This is a genomic window from Vagococcus sp. AM17-17 (assembly GCF_003471765.1).
Lineage (GTDB): Bacteria > Bacillota > Bacilli > Lactobacillales > Vagococcaceae > Vagococcus > Vagococcus teuberi.
The window spans coordinates 64,992-84,579 of record NZ_QRJY01000001.1 but is presented as its reverse complement, the minus strand read 5'-3'; the positions used below and the strand labels follow the sequence as shown (position 1 = coordinate 84,579).

Sequence of the window (19,588 nt, the reverse complement as noted above, 5' to 3'; positions counted from 1 at the left end):
CACGTTTATATACATAAAATAAACCAATTTTAGATTATTCTTTAACCAAATGCACGATTATAAAACAGGATGCCTTCTATCATCTCTGGCTTTAATTTTTTCATTAGCAAGTACTCACTTGGTACATCAAATGGACAACTCACATGAGCATTCTTCGCCGGCACATAACCAAATCGACTATAAAAGGATAGGTCACCTAAAATCGTAATAAAGGCATGTTTCGTTTCTTTTGCTCGTTTTTCTAACTCTAACATGACGTGGCTACCAATTCCTTGATTTTGATAATCAGGTACTACTGAAAGAGGTGCTAATACCAAACCTTTCAAGTCATTTGTATCATTTTTTACCACTGCCTCACTTAACAAACCATGTCCCACGATATCATTATCTACAAAAGCCACCACTTCCAACTCTTGATTGTAAGTTGGTAGTTCTCTAATTGTTTCAACTAATGTTGCTTCACCATTATAACCACGATTACTTTGCTCAAAAGCCTTAGTAATCACTTCTTTAACGTCCTTATAAACTTCAGTTTGGATTGTTCTTAACTTCATTGGTTTAACTCCTTATTTTAAAATAAATCTTTTTTGAAATGATACCATTCAATTTATTTGCTGACGAATTTAACCTTAAAGATACAACTTTAGTTGGATATCCTCACATAAATTTAGGTATAAAATAGACAATATAAAAACAATATCAACAAAGGAGATTGATCACATGCTTATAACAACAACAGAAAATATCCCTGGAAAAAATTACGAAATTATTGGCGAAGTATTTGGTTTAACAACAAATTCTAAAAACGTGGTCCGTAATATCGGTGCTGGCCTTAAAAATATTGTCGGTGGAGAAATTAAAGCTTATACTGAAATGCAAGAAGAATCTCGTGAATTAGCGATTCAACGATTAAAAGAGAATGCAAAAAATATGGGAGCTGATGCGATTGTGATGATGCGTTTTGATTCAGGCTCTATTGGAACTGACATGCAATCAGTTGCAGCTTATGGTACAGCGGTAAAATTTATAAACAATTCCCCCCTATAAAAATAAACAAAAAAACTTGCAACCTGTTTGGCTGCAAGTTTTCTTTTTTTAATACATTTCTAAATATTGCTCACGTTCCCACTCAGATACTGATTGGCGATACGCATCCCACTCCATACGTTTTGCTTCGATGAAGTTGTTGAAGATATGACTTCCTAATGCTTCTTTGACGATGTCGTCTTCACGCATTGCTTTTACAGCATTGTGTAATGTTGATGGTAAGTCCGTGATATGAGCTGCTTCACGTTCTTCTTCTGTCATCACGTAAATGTTGCGGTCCACTGCTTTTGGTGGTTCAATTTTACGTTTGATGCCATCTAGTCCAGCTTGTAATAACACTGCCATTGCTAAATACGGATTAGCTGTTGGATCAACCGAACGTAATTCTAAACGAGTTGATAAACCACGTGAACTTGGTACACGCACGAGTGGTGAACGGTTTTTACCGCTCCAAGCCACATAAACAGGTGCTTCATAACCAGGTACTAAACGTTTATATGAGTTAACAATTGGGTTACATACTGCCGTATATCCTCTAGCATGTTCTAACAAACCACCTAAGAAATGATACGCTGTTTGACTTAATTGGTCTTCGCCATTTTCGTCAAAGAACGCATTTCCTTTATCGTTAAATAAAGACATGTTGATATGCATACCACTACCAGCAATACCGTGTAATGGTTTTGGCATAAATGTCGCATGTAAACCATGTTTTCTAGCAATCGTACGAACAACTAATTCAAATGTTTGAATATTGTCACACGCTTCAATCGCATCTGCATATTTGAAATCAATCTCATGCTGTCCTGGTGCACACTCATGGTGAGAAGCTTCCACTTCAAATCCAAGACTTTCTAATTCTAATACAATATCGCGACGGCAGTTTTCACCTAAATCAACTGGGGCATAATCAAAATAGCCTCCTTGATCATTCAAGTTTTTCGTCGCATTACCATTTTCATCTAATTTAAATAAGAAAAATTCAGGTTCAGGCCCAATGTTGAACCCTGTAAAACCTAAGTCTTCCATCTCTTTCATGATACGTTTTAAATTACTACGTGGGTCACCTGCAAATGGCTTGCCGTCTGTTCCGTGTACATCACAAATCAAACGTGCCACTTTTCCTTTTTCACTTTCCCATGGGAAAATCATCCATGTTGAAAGGTCAGGATACAAGTACATGTCACTTTCTTCGATACGCACAAATCCTTCGATGGAAGAACCATCAAACATCATTTTGTTGTCTAAAACTTTATCTAATTGGCTAATTGGAACTTCTACGTTTTTAATTCTACCTAAAATATCAGTAAACATTAGTCTTAAGAATCGAACATTTTCTTTTTCTGCAAGTGCTTTGATTTCTTCTCTTGTTGAATAATTTGCCATTGATTTCCACCCTTTTAATTAAAGTTTTATTACTAGTATCTGTTAAAGCGACTTTCATTCATTAAATCATTGTACAAAGCAATGCGAATCTTTTCTTCTGATAATTTTTCCTGTTTTCTTTTTTCCTTATCAAAAGATGCTTTAATGTCTTTAATGGTATACCCATCGTCTAACATATCTTTTATGTCCAGTAGAAGATCAATGTCATTAAGAGAAAATAACCGATTATTTCCTTCATTTCTTTCAGGATGAATTAACTGCTGTTCTTCATAGTAACGAATTTGTCTTGCAGTAAGTTCTGTTAGTAACATCACTGAGCCAATCGGAAACACAGATTTACTACGTTTTAAGTCTCTTTTATTCATTTTTTCTTCTCCTTTCATAAAAGGTTAAAAACAGAATAACAGTAAAAAAAAAGAAAGTCAATTAATCATGTTAGATAATCTAACACGATTAATTGACTTTTTTCACTCATTAAAAATAGATACTATTTACCGATTCACTGACAGCAATTTTGACATGCTCATAGGTTAATCCACCTTGGACATATAATTGGTATGGTTCTCTTATTGGTCCATCTGCCGTTAATTCTAAACTTCCACCTTGAACAAAAGTCCCAGCTGCCATGATTACATCATCCTCGTAACCTGGCATATAAGATGGAATTGGTAAAACATGTGCATCAATTGGCGAGAACTTTTGTACTGACTGACAAAATGCAATCATTTTTTCTTTGTCATTTAATTCAATCATTTGAATTAAATCCGTGCGTTTATCGTTCCATTTCGGTGTTGATGCCACACCAAACTTTTCTAATAAGCGTGCGGTAAATATCGCACCTTGTATGGCTTGACTAACAGCATGAGGTGCTAAGAAAAATCCTTGTAGCATCTCGTGTGTACTATAAATCATCGCGCCACCCTCACCACCAACTCCAGGCGTGGTTAAACGATACGATACTTTTTCAACTAATTCTTCTCTTCCGACAATGTATCCACCCGTTTTAGCAATACCGCCACCAGGATTTTTGATTAAAGAGCCAGCCATAATATCTGCGCCAACATCAGTCGGTTCCATTTCTTCGGCAAATTCACCGTAACAATTATCGACAAACACGACTAGATTGTCATCTATCTCTTTAACAAATCGAATCATCTCACCAATTTGTTCTACTGTAAAAGACGGACGTGAATCATAACCACGTGAACGTTGAATGGCGATGACTTTTGTTTTATCAGTTAGTGCTTTTTTTATGCCATCAAAATCAACTGAGCCATTTTCTTTTAGCGCCACTTCTTTGTACCCTATGTTGTACTCTTTTAATGACCCAATGCCATCACCTGCTACGCCAATGACTTCAAGTAATGTGTCATAAGGTGTGCCAGTAATGTAAATCAATTCATCATCAGGTCGAAGTAACCCAAATAAAGTCGTCGAAATTGCGTGCGTGCCTGAGACGATATGTGGTCTAACTAACGCTTTTTCTGCATGGAAAACAGAGGCATAGACAGACTCTAATGCATCTCTTCCAATATCATCATAGCCATACCCAGTTGATGGGGCAAAATGACTTTCTGATACATGATGTTCTCTAAATGCTTCTAATACTTTTGCTTGATTAGCTAATGCGACATCTTGCATTTTTTGACGTTCTTCTAATATATCTTTATCAACCTCTTTGATGGTTTCTACCAACTCTGGGTGTAATTTACCACTCCAACTCATCTTCACTATCCCCTTTTTTCCAACGTGCCACATTTTTTGCATACCCGATTAATTCATATTCATTCAATGATTCATCATATTCATAACTTTCTAAAAGCGTGGCTTCTTTTAGTTGGTTAAAATCTTTCATTTCAGCTGGTGTATATAACAAATGATATTTGGTTAAATTCTCTTTTAGGAAATCCATAATATCTTGCGTCAATCTCTCTTTATCCTCGATACGTTTTGCTGAAACCAAACAATTTGGAAAGAGTGTTGGCACAAAATCTCCTTCCAACAAATCTGCTTTATTATATACAGTTAACACAGGAATGTGATCCATGTCCAACTCATGCAATAACTCTAGCACCGTTTTTTCTTGTTGGTCTCGATTGGTTGAGGTAACATCCACGACATGAAGTAAAAAGTCCATGGCCTTGCTTTCTTCTAATGTCGATTGAAACGCTTCGATTAATTGGGTTGGCAAATCTTGAATAAACCCAACTGTATCAGTTAATGTCACTTGTGTCCCTGTTGGTAATTCCCACTTTTTGGTTAATGGATCAAGAGTCGCAAATAATTGATCTTCTGAATAGGTATTTGTTTTCGTTAACAAATTCATGATGGTTGATTTTCCAGCATTAGTGTAACCAATCAATCCGACTTGCATCGTGTCAGATTCTTGACGTTTTTTACGACTTCTTTCACGATGTTTTTCGATTTCTTTTAATTCTTGTTTGATCTGCGTCATTTTAAATCGAATGTGACGTCTATCTGTTTCAAGTTTTGTTTCCCCTGGTCCACGTGTTCCAATACCACCACCAAGACGCGACATGCTGGCTCCTTGTCCGCTTAATCTTGGTAACAAGTAAGATAGCTGTGCCAGTTCAACTTGTAATTGCCCTTCTTTAGATTTAGCTCTTAGGGCAAAAATATCTAAAATTAATTGCACACGGTCAATCACTTTTACGTTCACGGCTTCTTCAATCACAGCTGTTTGCCTAGCTGTTAGTTCATGGTTAAATATCACCATGTCCGCATCGTTTGAGGCCACAAGTGCTTCAAGTTCAACTAATTTTCCTTTACCAACAATGGTTCTGCGGTCAATTGTTGGTCTTTTTTGTGTCATTGTCCCAACGACTTCACCTTGAGCCGTTTGTGTTAGATTTTCTAATTCTTTCATTGATTCATCAAAATAATAAAAATTTTCTTGGGTTTCAACCCCCACGGTTACAACGCGTTCTATCATGTCATTCCTTCTTTCTCAACCCAGCCAACCAGCTACCGAACTCTCTAGTAAGCTCACATTGGCCTCATCAGACACAATATCCCACCACTCAACTGGCATTCGATTTCTAAACCACGTTAATTGGCGTTTGGCATATTGTCTTGAATGTTGTTTCACTTCTTCCACTGATTTTTCCAGTGAACACTTCCCCTCAAAATAAGGGAAAAACTCTTTGTAGCCAATACCTTGACTTGCTTGCGGGCAATCTAACTCATAAACCATCTTGGCTTCATCTAACAAACCTTCAGCCATCATGACATCTACTCGTTGATTGATTCTCTTATACAGAACCTCTCTATCCGTGGTTAATCCAATCAGTTTCACATCAAACGAACTTTTTGACAGATCCATTAAATCAATCTGTTGTTGCTCGCTGATACTTTTTCCCGTTAAATCAAACACTTCTAGTGCACGTATCACACGTTTGCGGTTATTCGGATGAATCGTATTGGCCCCTTTTGGATCGATTATTTCTAGTTCGTGCCATAATGCTTCATTGGACAGTTTTTTAGCAAACTCTTCCCACTTTTTACGACTTTTCTTTTCATCATCACTTAACTCTGATGAGCCCAAATGAAAATCATAAAGCAGCGATTGAATGTAAAGTCCTGTACCACCTACGATGATAGGCAACTTATTTTGAGTCGCCAATTCGTTGATACATTCTGTTGCTTGACGTTTAAATTCATGAGCCGAATAAGTATCAGTCGGCTCTTTTATATCAATTAAATGATGTGGTACATTTTGCCTTTCGTTTATTGTTGCTTTTGCTGTTCCAATATCTAATTGTTTGTAAACTTGTAGCGAGTCACCACTGATGACCTCACCGTTAAATCGTTGACTTAGTTTGACCCCTAGAGCCGTTTTTCCAACCGCTGTCGGACCCACAATCACTAAGACTTTTTGCTTATCCATTATCTCTTACCTCAAGTGCTTTTTTAGGGAAATCTGTAAACATCCCTGCTAATTTCTGTTCAATACAAAATACCATATCAGGTTCTTTATTTACGGTCCATGGACGGACGTTTTCAATATGTGTCGTCTGATCGATGTGTCGTTTCAACCATCGAATATCTGGATGAAAACTATTCACATCTCGATGTTTATCTAACCACGCGATATCATACTTATTGCCAAATGCGATAAACGCAATTTCATACGTTTTATCAAGGGCCTTCAATCGTCTGAGCGTATCACGATTAAAACTGGATAAAACGATGGTAAATGACACATCCGCTTCCTCGATGGCTCGTAATACTTTTTGTTCAATACCTAAATACTCTATGCGATCTGTTTTTAATTCAATATTTAATAAACCTCTAAACTGATTAATTTTCAGTAGTGCCAAAACTTCTTCTAATGTCGGAATTTTCGTATCCTTAAATCTTTCATCAAACCAAGAACCAACATCTAGCTGTTTAATTTCTGCTAAGGTTAAATCTTTTACCCACCCTTTTGCATTCGTGGTTCGGTTTAATTTTTCATCATGAATCACAACCAACTTACCATCACATGTTAACTGAACATCTAATTCGATTCCATCTGCCTTTACATCAATGGCTTCTTGAAACGCCGGTAGTGTGTTTTCCGGATGTGTCCCCTTACTTCCTCTATGGGCAATTACTTTTGTCATTTTATCACTTCCATTCTGTTTCATTCTACCATTTTTATGTAAAATTAATAGTCGTTGTATCACTTATCACTAGATTTTTATTCTAAAATGCGTATAATAAAGGTATAAATTCAGATAAGGACGTGAGTGCTATGAAGAAATTTTCAAAAGGATTTTTAGTCGGTACTGCAACAACTTTAGCAGCCTTAACAGGTGTTGCTTTTGGCGTGAAAAAAGTATTAATCGAACCAATCGAAGAAAAAGAAGAAATGATTGACGACAATCGTAAAAAAGCAATGCGTAAAAGTAGAGCGAGATAACATAATGAAACCAAAAGATAACCCGGTGTTATGTTTTGGTTTTTTATTTACCTAAAAAGGAGTGAGCAGATTGACGATAGAAGAAATTAGACAACAAATCATTCATGACCCTGACAATGCCTCTTTCACTGAAAAAGGATGGCAACCTGTTTTTATGGCCTATCCTGAAGCAAAAATACTCATTATCGGACAAGCACCTGGAATTAAAACACAAGAAAAAGAACAAGTATTCCGTGATAAAAGTGGGGAAAAACTACGTGAATGGATGGGTGTAACAGACGACATATTTTATGATTCAAAACAAATTGCCGTGTTGCCACTTGATTTTTATTTTCCAGGAAAAGCAGCTCATGGTGACTTACCACCTAGAAAGAATTTTACTGAAAAATGGCACCCATCTTTGATTGAATGTATGCCAAACATTGAGTTAACTATTCTTATGGGGACATATGCTCAAAAGTATTATTTAAAAGATAAAGCGAAAAAAACACTAACCGAAACAGTTTTTGCTTATGAAGAATACTTACCAACTTATTTTCCGATAGTGCATTCCTCCCCACTAAATTTTCGTTGGTTTGCCAAACATCCAGAATTTGAATCAGCTATTGTTCCCGTTTTTAAAGCACACGTCCAAAAATTAATAAAATAGTTAATTATTCTTCATAAAAAATTCATTGTTATAAATATTTTTTAGCATTATACTCATGGTAGATTTTATTTAGGAGATGACAATATGTGTACATCAGTTAGTTTTAATGGAAACCATCATTATTTTGGACGAAACCTTGATTTAGATTATACATTTAATCAAGAAGTCGTCATTACACCTAGAAATGTCGTGTTTAAATTAAGAAACGGGCAAACTTTATCCTCTCATTTTGCGATGATTGGCATGGCTGTAATTTCAGATAACTACCCACTTTATTTTGATGCAACCAATGAAAAAGGCTTGAGTATCGCTGGATTGAACTATCCTAAAAATGCTTTTTATCAACCAGACGAAAAGACAGAAAAAAGTATCGCGTCTTTTGAGTTGATTCCTTATGTGTTGTCTCAATGTACCACTATCGATGAGGTTAAATCACTTTTAGATGATCTCATTATCACTGATGTGGCTTTCAGTCCTGAATTTCCAAGCTCTCCACTGCATTGGATCATTGCTGATAAACATGCTGCTATCACAGTTGAGTCTGATAGAGATGGTTTACATGTCTATGATAATCCTGTCGGTGTTTTGACAAACAATCCACCATTTCCTACTCAATTATTTAATTTAAACAACTACAGACATTTGTCTGCTAAAACAAGTGCGAACTTCTTTGCACCACAACTAGACTTAGATACCTACAGTAATGGTATGGGAGCAATTGGTTTGCCAGGAGATTTATCCTCTATGTCACGTTTTGTTCGTGCAACCTTCACTAAAGAACACAGTCTAAAGTTTCAAACTGTGGAAGAAGATATCAATCAGTTTTTCCATATTTTATCTTCTGTGTGGCAAACAAAAGGGTTATGTGACGTTGGCGAGGAACACTATGAATACACTATCTATTCTTCTTGTTGTGATACAGATACAGGCATTTATTACTATAAAACCTATAATAATAGCCAAATTAGTGCCGTTTCTCTACATCATGAAGACCTTGACGCCTCAGATTTAATCCATTATCCATTAGCAACCAAAACAAGTATTCATTCAGTCAATTAAAAAAGATGTCGGAAAATATCCGGCATCTCTTTTTTATTTTTGTTTCGTTTTTCCTGTCCAGTTCATATAGCCACCCTTTAAGATGTAGATATCTTTGTATCCTTCTTTTTTAAGCAAACCAGCCATATAAATTGCCATACTTGTACGGTTATCATACAAATAGATTGGTGCATCTTTACGAATAGCAAGTAAATATTCTTTGTGCGCTCTTGAAATAGTATACGGCACACTTCTTGCTCCTAAAATATGACCACGATTGTAGTCCTCTTTTTCTCTCACATCAATAACTTGAGCTGTTCTCATCGTTTCTTGGAATTTATCTTGTTCAATCCACTCAGCTGCACGCTTTCTCTTGATGAAAAAGAATAGTTTATACAATCCATAACTCGCAATAATAATAATTAATATAGTTGTTAATAAATCCATGGGACATTTACCTTTCTATCTATTATTTATCTTTTTTAAACTTTAATGCTAATGATGCTGCACCAATCACACCAGCCGAATTTCCTAATTCTGCTAATTTAATGGTCGTACTATTTTTTACTTGTGGGAAGGTAAATCGGTCAAAGTACACTTGCACTTTTTCCAATAAAAACTCTCCCGCTGCTGACACGCCACCACCGATGACAATGTCATTAGGATTTAACATATTTCCGATATTCCCACATGCTAAACCTAAATAAAAACACACTTTATCGACAACTAATAACGCAAAGTGATCGTTGTCTTTTGCTAAGTCAAAAACATCTTTACTTGACACTTCTTGTCCGTCATCAATCATATCTTTTAATCTTGATGTGCCAGAGAACTCTTCGCTCATCTCTCTAGCCAAACGAACGACACCTGTTGCTGATGCGACTGTTTCAAGACAACCTTTTTTACCACATGTACAATCAAAGCCTTCCGGATCAACGGTAATATGACCAATTTCACCAGCTGCTCCAGCGACTCCATGAAGTAAATGACCTTCAGCGATAATACCTCCGCCAACACCCGTTCCTAGCGTGATAAACGTAACATCAGGGGCATTATTTCCAGCACCTTTCCATCTCTCACCAAGTGCTGCCACGTTGGCATCATTATCTAAATCAAATGGAATACCAAACGTTTCTTCCATTGGTTTTTTTATTTCTTGAAGAGTTGACCAGTTTAAGTTGTAAGCACCAATCACCGTTCCATTTTCTTTATCGACTGTTCCTGGTGTTCCCATACCAATCCCAATAAAATCAGATGGCTTCATGCCATATAAATCTAATCTGTGTTTGATTGATTCAATAATATCTGGGACGATGTGTGAGCCGTTGTCTTCAATATTTGTTTCAACACTCCATCGTTGTTGAATCTCACCATCTTCAGTTAAAATCGCTAATTTTGCTGTTGTACCACCTAAATCAATACCTATTAATTTATTTGTCATTATTGACCCTCCTGATAATCTTCTTCAAGATGATGCTCCCGTTTTAAAACTAGCATGGCTTTTATGTATTCCTGTTTGTCTATCAATCCTGCTTCTTCCAGTTGCTTTAATTCAATCATCATTAATTCAATATCCCATAGCCGATTTCCGACATAAATAAAAATACCAAATCGTTTAAATAACTGTTGCACATCATACATTGTTTTCAATTTTCATTACCGACCTTATTATACAGATATATCCTTGGTATTCCTAGTACCGTCTGCATTTATTTTCATTTTATCCATAAAAACCTTTATATAAACATCCCACTGATAACAGAACAAAGACCACTAAAGATAACAATCGTTTTGTTTTATCAATGTTTTCATTGAAACCAAGTTTATTTGCTGGCACACCTACAATGATCATAATCAGTAACCCACCAAGTGCTCCACCAAAGTGTCCCATAATATCAACACCTGAACCAAATAAATTCATCACTAAATTCATTAAAATAAGTAGTGTCATGTTACGCGACATATATTTGATTGCTGGATGGTATTTGTAAATTTGTCCTAAAATAATAAAGGCCGCAAAAATACCAAACAACGAGGTACTTGCTCCGGCAGAAATCGCATTGTCTGAACCAAATGCAAAACTCCATAAATTACCAAAAATCCCGCTTAACATATAAACAAGGAAAAATCGAGCGTGTCCAATCAACGGCTCTAAAATACGACCGACAAAATACAATCCTAAAGAGTTTAACAATAAATGGAAAAAGCCAATATGAACAAAAATTGGCGTAACCAGTCGCCAAATCTCACCATCAATGTTAATTGCTGCATGAGTCATGGCACCGAATTGATACAAAATCCCAACATTCTCTGAGCCTGAATAAATCCCTTGCGTTAATCCAACTAACTCCATCAAAATAAATACGACGATTTGAATCGCTAAAAATAAATAAGTAAAGTACGGTCCACGTTTGAAACGCATCCAACGTGTCGTATTATATCCTCTCATTCAGTTCTCCCTTACGTGCACAAATCAATGTGTCCACGATTTTATCATGTGGTTCAGTTTCTAGTTCCTCTAATAACTGTTCTTGGAAGACCAAACTTATTGTGTGCCCTTTAAAATCAGTCAAGTAACGGTCATAAAATCCACCACCGTACCCAATTCGTTTACCTTCTGTGGTAAATCCAACACCAGGCACAATCATCAAATCAATGTCTGTTTTGTCATAAAGCTGGCTGTCAATCGGCTCGTACACACCAAATCGTGTTAATTCAAGTTCAACCGAGTCATCATACAGATAAAAATCCATTAACCCCAACTTTTGCGTCTTTGGAATCACAATCGTTTTCCCTTCGTTAAAGGCTCGTTTCATCAATTTTTTTGTATCAAACTCATGTGTCATTGGATAGGTCGTAGCTATGACTGTCGCTTGTTGCCATTGACTCGTTTCAAATAACCGCGACAACATCTCATCTTCTATGTTATTTTTTTTATTTTCTTGTGTTGCAAGATGATTTAACCGTGAAATTATCTCTTGTCTAATCGCCTTTTTCATCATGCCACCTCCTTAAACAGTATACTAAAGTATTATAACATAACTTGTTTGTGACCTTTATCTAAAAGTTATATAAATGGGTTGTTAATAAAAATTTTATCATTTTTGAAATATTTTAAGTAGAACATCTAATGCATGATTTAATTCTTCCATCTCTTCTTTAGTCAGTTTTTCATTTAAATCTTCACCCAAATCTGTTGTATCAAATGGGTTTCTCTTTAAATAACTCATCCCTTTTTCACTAATTGACACGTTAGTAATTCGTTTATCTAATGGACTAACTGTTTTTTCTACTAAACCATGTGATACCAGTTGTGAGATAATCCGTGTTGTCTGTTGTTTACCAAAATAAAAATCTGTGGCGATGTCTGTCATAGTCATGGACGGCACTTGTGTTAAGCCTAGTAAACAATAATACCCTTCATATGTGATGTTTAAATCATTTTTTTGTTTGATGCGTCTTTCCACATTGAAATGCCAATAGGGTAATAGTTTTAATAATTTATTTGCGATTTGTTCCATTTTACACACTCCTAAATTGACTTTTTTATCTTCTTCATGATACCTTATTAGTACATATTTGTGTACTAAAAGAAATGAGTTGATTTATTTATGCTAACAAAACTATCCACCCACATAAAACAAAACTTCAGTAAAAATCTAGTAGATTTCACCACAAATCTATTGTTTATCTTAATTTTCACTTTAATTTTTGGTGAAGAAAATTTACTCCCTATTGTCGCATTAAGCGTTGGGTTTCTAATGTTTCCTAAAATTAATTTCGGCGTAACAGACAAGGTTCTTATCATGACAAACTTGATACTATTTCCACTTGGAGGTATCATCTCCCAACTGCCACATAGCCAGCCGTTTTTATTATTTTTTGTCTATGCTGCGTTCACTCTATTAATTTTAATCTTAACTGCTGAACCAATTGCGTTTCAATATTCTATTCCATATATGATTAATTTTTTATTTTGCCAGGCAACTCCTGTCGAGTCTACTCACGCGCTAAACCGGATAATATGTCTAGTCATAGGGAGCGTTGTGTTAAGTATTTTAGCCGTCAAATCAAAGAAAAGACAGCCTTTAACAGTAACAAAATTAAATCTAGACGAACAAATCAAACGCTCCGTTTCTAATCCAATCTATCTACTAAAAATGACGTTAAGTGTGTCGATTGCTATGACAATTGCTATTTTGATTCATGCACCAAAACCTCTTTGGATTAGTATTGTGGCGATGTCTCTAACGGAAATTCACTTTAGTGAGACTGTCAAAAAAACACGCGAACGCATTATTGGCACAGCCTTTGGCGTGATTGTCTTTTATTTATTTTTAGTCAAACTAATCCCAACACCTTATGCGATTGTCTTTATACTAAGTGTTGGATTTATCAGTTACTTTTTAGTGGATTACAAACATAAAACCATTGTCAATTCTATTGCCGCCATGAATGCTGCGCTAGTCATGTTTCCAAGTGGCGTGTCAATTGCGAATCGATTTATTGGTTTATTCATTGGGATTGTCATTGCGATTGTCGTGGCGATGATGTGCCACCTCATTCAAAAAGCAATTGTACGATAAAAAAGCTACAGTCATTATCAAAATGGCGTAGCTTTTTTAGTTTATTTACTCTTCTCTTTTTTCATTTGTTTACTTCTTAACTGCCCACACGCTGCATCAATATCAGACCCAAACTCTTGTCTGACAACACAGTTGATGCCATTTCTTTTTAAAACATCATAAAAAGCTAGCGTGTCTTTTTTTGTGCTTCGTTGATATAAGTCATGCTCTTCCACTGTATTATAAGGAATCAAGTTGACATATGTTAGTTTTTTCTTATCTTTCAATAAGTCTGCCAATTGTTGGGCATGCTCTGATGTGTCATTCACACCTTGAAGCATGATGTATTCAAACGTAATACGTCGGTTGGTTTCTTTTAAGTAATAATCCACTGCATCCATCAAACGCTCTAATGGATACGCTCGATTAATTTGCATGATAGATGTGCGTGTTTCGTTGTTTGGTGCATGAAGCGAAATTGCTAAGTTAACTTGCAAGCCATTTGTCGCAAATTGCTTGATTTTTGGTACCAATCCACTTGTCGATACAGTCATATGTCTTGCCCCGATTTGAAGCCCTTTTGGATCATTCATAATGTGTAAGAAGTTCATCACATTATTATAATTATCAAACGGTTCACCAATTCCCATGACCACAATATGACTCACTCTCTCGTCTTGTCCTTGTTTGTCTAGGTAGTGCTGCACTTTCATAATTTGGGCGACAATTTCGCCTGTTGTTAAGTTACGTTGTTTTTTCAATAAGCCACTCGCACAAAAGGTACAGCCTATATTACAACCAATTTGTGTCGTCACACAAACTGATAATCCATACGCTTGTCGCATCAACACTGTTTCAATCATATGATGATCAGGCAACTCAAATAAATATTTTACCGTCCCATCTTGACCTTCTTGGACAACGACTTCATTCAAAGGGTCTAACACAAAGCGTTCATTTAATAATTCAATTGTTTGTTTAGAAAGATTGCTCATTTCAGAAAAATCTGTCACACGTTTTTCATATAACCATTGCCACACTTGGGCTGCTCTAAATTTCTTTTCACCATTTTTCACAAACCAGTCAACAAGTTGAGTCTGTGTTAAATCATAGATAGATGGTTTCATTATTTATTCCTCATTTCTACTTTGTACACTTAATCACTATATAGGATTTATGTCTAATTTGCAATGACAAACTCACTATCCGTGCATACAAAAAAAGCAAAAGAACGAGTTGCTCTCTTGCTTGTGCTTTATTGATTTATCGCATGTAATGCTTGTTTACATAATTGTTCTAATCTCTCTGATAATTCTTGAGCCGTTTCTTGTGAATACACAATCGTTTCAACTGGTGTTGAGACAAAATCAAGCAATTTTACAGCTTGCCATGTATCACCTTGTTTTTCAATCGTGATTTGTGGGTGCACACTCGTTGCCCCGCACGCATCAGCCACTAAAAATGTAAACTCATAAGTCCTTTCGTCTAGTTCTCTTAAACGATAATACCCATCATGAATAAACTGTTTGTCTGCTGATAAATGTTTTGTCAACACATCCATTTCTTCTTGTGTCATATTCACACGCCTCCTTTATTAGCTTTGATTAGTTAGTAAAGTTATCGAAGTAGCCTTGAATAAAGACAATCGGTGTTCCTTTATCTCCACTACCTGACGTTAAATCTGATAATGAACCGATTAAGTCAGTTAATTTTCTAGGTGTTGTTCCTTGAGCTTCCATTAATCCTGTTAAATCATCTGCTTTTGAATCAATGTGTTTTTTGATTGCTTCTTCAAGTTCAGCTCCACGTAAGTCAGAGAAATTGTTATCAGCAAGATATTTTAACTTCACTTCATTAGGTGTTCCTTCTAAACCTGATGTGTATGCAGGAGATACAACTGGGTCAGCAAGTTCCCAAATTTTTCCAACTGGATCTTTAAACGCACCATCTCCATAAACCATGACTTCCACTTGTTTACCAGTTAACTCTTTTAGTTTACGTTGGATATTATCCACTGTTTCTTGCGAGTTTCTTGGGAATAATTTCACGCCATCGTCTGTTGATTTATTTGAACCAAGTAATCCATATTGCTCGTTAAAGCCACTTCCATCAACCGATTCAGATAAAACATCATCCAAAGTGTACACTTTTTCCGCACCATTTTGTTCTAATATGCGTTTTGTACGGTAACGTGTGTGAATGTCACATGTTAAGATATTTTTTGTATAAGATAAAATCGTTTTAGGCTTTTGAGAAAAGATTACTTCACACTCGGCACCTTCAGCTGCGATTAATTCTTTATAATAGTCAATATAGTCAACACCTGTAAAGGTATGTTTTTGATAACCAAATAACTCTCTAAATTCTGTTTCAGTTAACGTATCTGTCCAAGGATTAACACCTTTTTCATCTAATGCATCAAGTGAAATCAAGTGATTACCCACTTCATCTGATGGATAACTTAACATTAAGACAATTTTTTTGCTTCCTCTAGCAATCCCTCTCAAACAGTTTGAAAAACGATTACGACTAAAAATTGGGAAGATAACCCCAACTGTATCTTCATTAAATTTGTGACGAATATCTTCTGCGATTTGATCAATTGATGCATAGTTTCCTTGCGCTCTAGCAACGATTGACTCAGTCACTGCAACGATATCTTTGTCTTGAATTGAGAAATTCCCTTCTTTAGAAGCTTCCATCACGCTATCAATCACGATAGATTCCAAGTCGTCTCCTTCATTAATAATTGGACAACGTAATCCCCTTGATACAGTTCCAATAATTCTTGACATAGTTTACTCTCCCTTATCGTACAACTCATTTTTTTAATTTAGTTCCATAAGTACTATACAGTGTTTTAGCTTACAAGTAAAATTTAGACGCTAGAAAAAATAAGAAAAGATGATTAAACGGGTATTTAATCATCTTTTTTACTTTTAATTGATTAAGTCTTTAGCCAATACAAAAGTATAATCTTGGCTTTTTAAAAACTTAATGACATTTTCTAAACTATCTGCTGAATCTTGGTGAATATCATGCATCAGCACAATACTGTGAGGTTGCAATTCTTTTTTGACTTCCCCTAGAATAGCTGTGGGATTATGTGTTTTCCAATCGAGTGTGTCGATATTCCATAACGCAATCGTCATATTTGGTTCAACTTTTGTCACACGATCATTATACGCACCATATGGCGGACGAAGAAGCGTTGGTTTTTCACCTGTTAGTTTTTCTATTTTTTGATTGGTTGAATCAATTTCTTGCTTGATACTTGCTTCATCTAATTTTGTTAAGTCTTTGTGGTCATACGTATGATTCCCAATGTCATGTCCTGCTTCATGAATTTTCTTCACAACATCTGGGTAATTATCAACCATTGTCCCTAACATAAAGAATGTGGCTTTAATGTTGTATTTTTTTAACGTATTTAATATTTGTAAGGAACTGGTGTTGTTTGGTCCATCATCAAATGTTAAGGCCACTTTCTTATCATCGTTTAAAATCGTTGGATCATTTTTTACTACTTCTTTTTGTAACACGGATAATTGACTCGCATAAACTTGTCTTAGCTTATCATTTTTAAGACTACTCACTTCTTTATTCAGCTTTTTATACTGGTCAGAAGTTGGAACTGTCTTAATTTTTTTATCTTGAATATACGTTTTCATCTCTTTGTCTAAAGATACAAGTGCATTATTTTGTTCGGTGATTTGTTTTAACCCAGCTTCTAAAGAGACTTTTTGTTCATCTTTAGGTAATGACGTCACATTTGAATCCAATTCATCTTTCATAGATTGAGTAATTGATTGTGAGATGGCTAAATCTTTGACTAAACTATTTTTATTAAAAGGTTTTGTGCCAAAAATAGTAGACATTTGCTGTGATGCTTTAATTCTTTTCTGGATGGCATCAATGGCTTCAGCATCTTTGTTTAAACCAAGCATCAATTGTTTCTTTTGATTCTTCACTTTTCCAGAAATATTTGAAATATCATCAACCGTTTTAATACTTTGATGAACGCTATCCTTCGTTTGATTCGCGGTTTTAAGCAAGTCTTGATTTATCACAAAGTTTTCTAAATTTTGTTGACTTAATTCTTGAATTGACTGATCAATCACTTTCTTTTCACTTGTCACACTTCTTAGTGTTTGACTCGCTTTTTTATCAAGAGTCATTCGACGAACTAAAAAGATAACCTCTACAATAAGAATAAGTAATAACAAAATTAATATAAATTGCTTTCTTTTTTCTTTAATCAATTTTCCAATCTACACCTTTCTAAAATATAACAGTTCCATTCTAACAGTAATTATTAAAAATGTTTATTATTTTTAAATTTTTTCTATAGTAAAATAGGTACGTTTCCTTTATTTTATTCATTTACAATACATTTATATTTTATATGTTCATTTCACGCAGAATTACCTTATGTTAGCTGTACCTTAATCACCCGTTTAGATTTTAATTAAAACAACCTGAAAAATCCTCATTTTATAATCATAAACCGCAATGACTCACATGACTATGTTAAAATAATCTTGCTATGCTGAATATACATTGGAGGGAATATATAATGGACATTCAAGACTACATGAAAGCATTTATTGATACTTTTTACGAAAATAAACAAGACATTCAACAAGGAAAGCCAATTGAGCTGATTCCTAACGACACCATCAACGCACTAAAAAATACGACCATCACCGAAAATGGACGTGATTTAGATAGTCTACTGAAAATGTTAGAAGAAAGTGTCTATCCTTTTAGAAATGTTAGTGAACATAAACGAAATTTTGCTTTTATTCCTGCACCCGTTGTTGATATTTCAAAATTAGGTGACTTATTTGAATCATTTTATAACCCAAACGCTGCAGGATTTTATTCTAGCTCTGGAACAGCTGTCGTCGAAGAAGAAATGATGGCTTATTTATGTGAAAAAGCTGGATATAATCCCCAAAAAGCAAGTGGCACATTTTTATCAGGTGGTTCAATGGCCAATCTAAATGCCACTATAGCTGCCAGAGATAAATATTTATCGTTAGATGACATCACAAGAGGTGTGGTTTATATTTCTGATCAGGCACATCATAGTGTCCATAAAGCACTTCACGTGATTGGTATTCCAGATGAAAGAATTCGTCGTGTAAAGACAGATGACCAATTAAAAATTGACCCAACAGCACTTCAAGAAATAATCAAAGCTGATAAAAAGAATGCATTACGTCCATTTATCGTCATTGCGACAGCCGGGACAACAAATGCGGGGGTGATTGATCCATTAACTGAATTGGCTAAGATTTGTAAAGAAGAAGACATGTGGCTGCACGTGGACGGAGCGTTTGGCGCATCGGTGTTATTATCATCAAGCCACACTCACCTACTTAAAGGAATTGAACAGGCTGACAGTATCACGTGGGATGCACATAAATGGCTCTTCCAAAGCTACTCTTGTGCGATGTTACTAGTAAAAGATAAAGCCGATTTATTGCGAAGTTTTAGTGAAACACCTGAGTATTTAGAAGATGCTTCTGAAAACGAGCACATCAACACATGGGATTTAGGACTTGATTTATCTCGTCCAGCTCGTGGTGTGAAGTTATGGTTATCCATGCAAGCGCTTGGAACGAAGAAATTAGGTGATACCATCGATTATGGAATCAAACTAGCTGAATACACTGAGTCTGTCGTGCGAAATACACCAAAACTAGACATTGTCACACCTGCTCAAACAGCGATTCTTAACTTTAGGTATTACCGTGAAGGCTTAAGCGAAGAAGAATTAAATTCGTTCAATACAGCTTTATCAAATATGATTTCTAATCAAGGGTTTGCTCAAATTTTGACAACAAAACTTCAAGGAAAAACAGTATTACGTATGTGTACCATCTCGCCTGAAACGACACAAGAAGACATCGATAAAACAATCGAACACATTTCTACATGTGTAGAAAAATTAGAAACTAACTAAAAAATAAA

General features: G+C 35.4%; 23 protein-coding genes. 6 read left to right on the top strand and 17 right to left on the bottom strand.

Features of this window, described 5'->3' with window-relative positions; all coding sequences use genetic code 11:
* Positions 1-41: 41 nt before the first annotated feature.
* Positions 42-554 carry a GNAT family N-acetyltransferase gene (locus DW196_RS00500; RefSeq protein WP_118249547.1) on the bottom strand — a complete coding sequence of 171 codons (513 nt, stop codon included), beginning with the start codon at positions 552-554 and terminating at the stop codon, positions 42-44.
* A 166-nt stretch (positions 555-720) separates the two neighbouring features.
* Here DW196_RS00500 and DW196_RS00495 point away from each other — a divergent pair, with 166 nt between their 5' ends.
* Positions 721-1,047 (top strand): heavy metal-binding domain-containing protein, encoded by a 327-nt coding sequence (locus DW196_RS00495; protein ID WP_071456967.1) that lies wholly within the window; start codon positions 721-723, stop codon positions 1,045-1,047.
* Between the two features lie 48 nt (positions 1,048-1,095).
* Here the strand turns inward: DW196_RS00495 and glnA are convergent, their stop codons facing one another.
* From glnA to DW196_RS00465, 6 genes are all read right to left on the bottom strand, one after another.
* Positions 1,096-2,433, bottom strand: coding sequence for a type I glutamate--ammonia ligase (gene glnA, locus DW196_RS00490; RefSeq protein ID WP_118249546.1), 1,338 nt, complete (start codon positions 2,431-2,433; stop codon positions 1,096-1,098).
* A gap of 32 nt (positions 2,434-2,465) precedes the next feature.
* Complete coding sequence (locus tag DW196_RS00485) at positions 2,466-2,798, bottom strand: MerR family transcriptional regulator (RefSeq protein WP_079344744.1); 333 nt, start codon at positions 2,796-2,798, stop codon at positions 2,466-2,468.
* A gap of 109 nt (positions 2,799-2,907) precedes the next feature.
* Positions 2,908-4,158: a methionine gamma-lyase family protein gene (locus DW196_RS00480; RefSeq protein WP_118249545.1), complete on the bottom strand. Its 1,251-nt coding sequence runs from the start codon at positions 4,156-4,158 to the stop codon at positions 2,908-2,910.
* Complete coding sequence (hflX, locus tag DW196_RS00475; RefSeq protein ID WP_118249544.1) at positions 4,142-5,386, bottom strand: GTPase HflX; 1,245 nt, start codon at positions 5,384-5,386, stop codon at positions 4,142-4,144. Before hflX ends, DW196_RS00480 begins: the two co-directional genes overlap by 17 nt.
* A gap of 15 nt (positions 5,387-5,401) precedes the next feature.
* On the bottom strand, positions 5,402-6,340 hold the full coding sequence (gene miaA, locus DW196_RS00470) for a tRNA (adenosine(37)-N6)-dimethylallyltransferase MiaA (protein ID WP_118249543.1): 939 nt from the start codon (positions 6,338-6,340) through the stop codon (positions 5,402-5,404).
* Positions 6,333-7,058, bottom strand: coding sequence for a glycerophosphodiester phosphodiesterase (locus tag DW196_RS00465; protein ID WP_118249542.1), 726 nt, complete (start codon positions 7,056-7,058; stop codon positions 6,333-6,335). Before DW196_RS00465 ends, miaA begins: the two co-directional genes overlap by 8 nt.
* Before the next feature lie 131 nt (positions 7,059-7,189).
* On the opposite strand from DW196_RS00465, the gene DW196_RS00460 reads away from it, so the two are divergent.
* From DW196_RS00460 to bsh, 3 genes are all read left to right on the top strand, one after another.
* Complete coding sequence (locus DW196_RS00460) at positions 7,190-7,357, top strand: DUF3042 family protein (RefSeq protein ID WP_071456973.1); 168 nt, start codon at positions 7,190-7,192, stop codon at positions 7,355-7,357.
* 61 nt (positions 7,358-7,418) lie between these two features.
* On the top strand, positions 7,419-8,006 hold the full coding sequence (locus DW196_RS00455) for a uracil-DNA glycosylase family protein (RefSeq protein WP_071456974.1): 588 nt from the start codon (positions 7,419-7,421) through the stop codon (positions 8,004-8,006).
* Positions 8,007-8,090: 84 nt separating this feature from the next.
* Complete coding sequence (bsh, locus tag DW196_RS00450) at positions 8,091-9,065, top strand: choloylglycine hydrolase (protein WP_118249541.1); 975 nt, start codon at positions 8,091-8,093, stop codon at positions 9,063-9,065.
* A gap of 33 nt (positions 9,066-9,098) precedes the next feature.
* Here the strand turns inward: bsh and DW196_RS00445 are convergent, their stop codons facing one another.
* The 6 genes from DW196_RS00445 to DW196_RS00420 all read right to left on the bottom strand — a co-directional run bounded on the left by DW196_RS00445 (position 9,099) and on the right by DW196_RS00420 (position 12,565).
* Positions 9,099-9,491: a rhodanese-like domain-containing protein gene (locus tag DW196_RS00445; protein WP_079344758.1), complete on the bottom strand. Its 393-nt coding sequence runs from the start codon at positions 9,489-9,491 to the stop codon at positions 9,099-9,101.
* A gap of 22 nt (positions 9,492-9,513) precedes the next feature.
* Positions 9,514-10,485, bottom strand: a complete 972-nt coding sequence (locus tag DW196_RS00440; protein ID WP_071456977.1) for an ROK family glucokinase — start codon at positions 10,483-10,485, stop codon at positions 9,514-9,516.
* The gene (locus DW196_RS00435; protein ID WP_071456978.1) at positions 10,485-10,694 is read right to left on the bottom strand and encodes a YqgQ family protein; all 210 of its coding nucleotides are present in this window, start codon (positions 10,692-10,694) and stop codon (positions 10,485-10,487) included. The genes DW196_RS00440 and DW196_RS00435 overlap by 1 nt, the downstream gene beginning before the upstream one ends.
* 70 nt (positions 10,695-10,764) lie before the next feature.
* Positions 10,765-11,493: a rhomboid family intramembrane serine protease gene (locus DW196_RS00430; RefSeq protein WP_187363563.1), complete on the bottom strand. Its 729-nt coding sequence runs from the start codon at positions 11,491-11,493 to the stop codon at positions 10,765-10,767.
* The gene (locus DW196_RS00425; RefSeq protein WP_158563482.1) at positions 11,480-12,043 is read right to left on the bottom strand and encodes a 5-formyltetrahydrofolate cyclo-ligase; all 564 of its coding nucleotides are present in this window, start codon (positions 12,041-12,043) and stop codon (positions 11,480-11,482) included. Before DW196_RS00425 ends, DW196_RS00430 begins: the two co-directional genes overlap by 14 nt.
* Before the next feature lie 99 nt (positions 12,044-12,142).
* A complete protein-coding gene (locus DW196_RS00420) occupies positions 12,143-12,565 on the bottom strand; it encodes a MarR family winged helix-turn-helix transcriptional regulator (RefSeq protein WP_118249539.1) in 423 nt (140 codons plus the stop codon).
* A 90-nt stretch (positions 12,566-12,655) separates the two neighbouring features.
* Between DW196_RS00420 and DW196_RS00415 the strand changes: the two genes are divergently transcribed.
* The gene (locus tag DW196_RS00415) at positions 12,656-13,630 is read left to right on the top strand and encodes an FUSC family protein (protein ID WP_118249538.1); all 975 of its coding nucleotides are present in this window, start codon (positions 12,656-12,658) and stop codon (positions 13,628-13,630) included.
* A gap of 41 nt (positions 13,631-13,671) precedes the next feature.
* On the opposite strand, the gene rlmN is transcribed toward DW196_RS00415, so the two are convergent.
* The 4 genes from rlmN to DW196_RS00395 all read right to left on the bottom strand — a co-directional run bounded on the left by rlmN (position 13,672) and on the right by DW196_RS00395 (position 17,871).
* The gene (gene rlmN, locus DW196_RS00410) at positions 13,672-14,739 is read right to left on the bottom strand and encodes a 23S rRNA (adenine(2503)-C(2))-methyltransferase RlmN (protein ID WP_118249537.1); all 1,068 of its coding nucleotides are present in this window, start codon (positions 14,737-14,739) and stop codon (positions 13,672-13,674) included.
* Positions 14,740-14,864: 125 nt separating this feature from the next.
* Positions 14,865-15,185: a hypothetical protein gene (locus DW196_RS00405; RefSeq protein WP_118249536.1), complete on the bottom strand. Its 321-nt coding sequence runs from the start codon at positions 15,183-15,185 to the stop codon at positions 14,865-14,867.
* A gap of 28 nt (positions 15,186-15,213) precedes the next feature.
* The gene (locus tag DW196_RS00400) at positions 15,214-16,404 is read right to left on the bottom strand and encodes a coenzyme F420-0:L-glutamate ligase (RefSeq protein WP_118249535.1); all 1,191 of its coding nucleotides are present in this window, start codon (positions 16,402-16,404) and stop codon (positions 15,214-15,216) included.
* 144 nt (positions 16,405-16,548) lie between these two features.
* Positions 16,549-17,871 carry a polysaccharide deacetylase family protein gene (locus DW196_RS00395; RefSeq protein WP_118249534.1) on the bottom strand — a complete coding sequence of 441 codons (1,323 nt, stop codon included), beginning with the start codon at positions 17,869-17,871 and terminating at the stop codon, positions 16,549-16,551.
* 314 nt (positions 17,872-18,185) lie between these two features.
* Here DW196_RS00395 and DW196_RS00390 point away from each other — a divergent pair, with 314 nt between their 5' ends.
* The gene (locus DW196_RS00390) at positions 18,186-19,580 is read left to right on the top strand and encodes an aminotransferase class V-fold PLP-dependent enzyme (RefSeq protein WP_158563481.1); all 1,395 of its coding nucleotides are present in this window, start codon (positions 18,186-18,188) and stop codon (positions 19,578-19,580) included.
* The last annotated feature ends 8 nt before the right edge of the window (positions 19,581-19,588 follow it).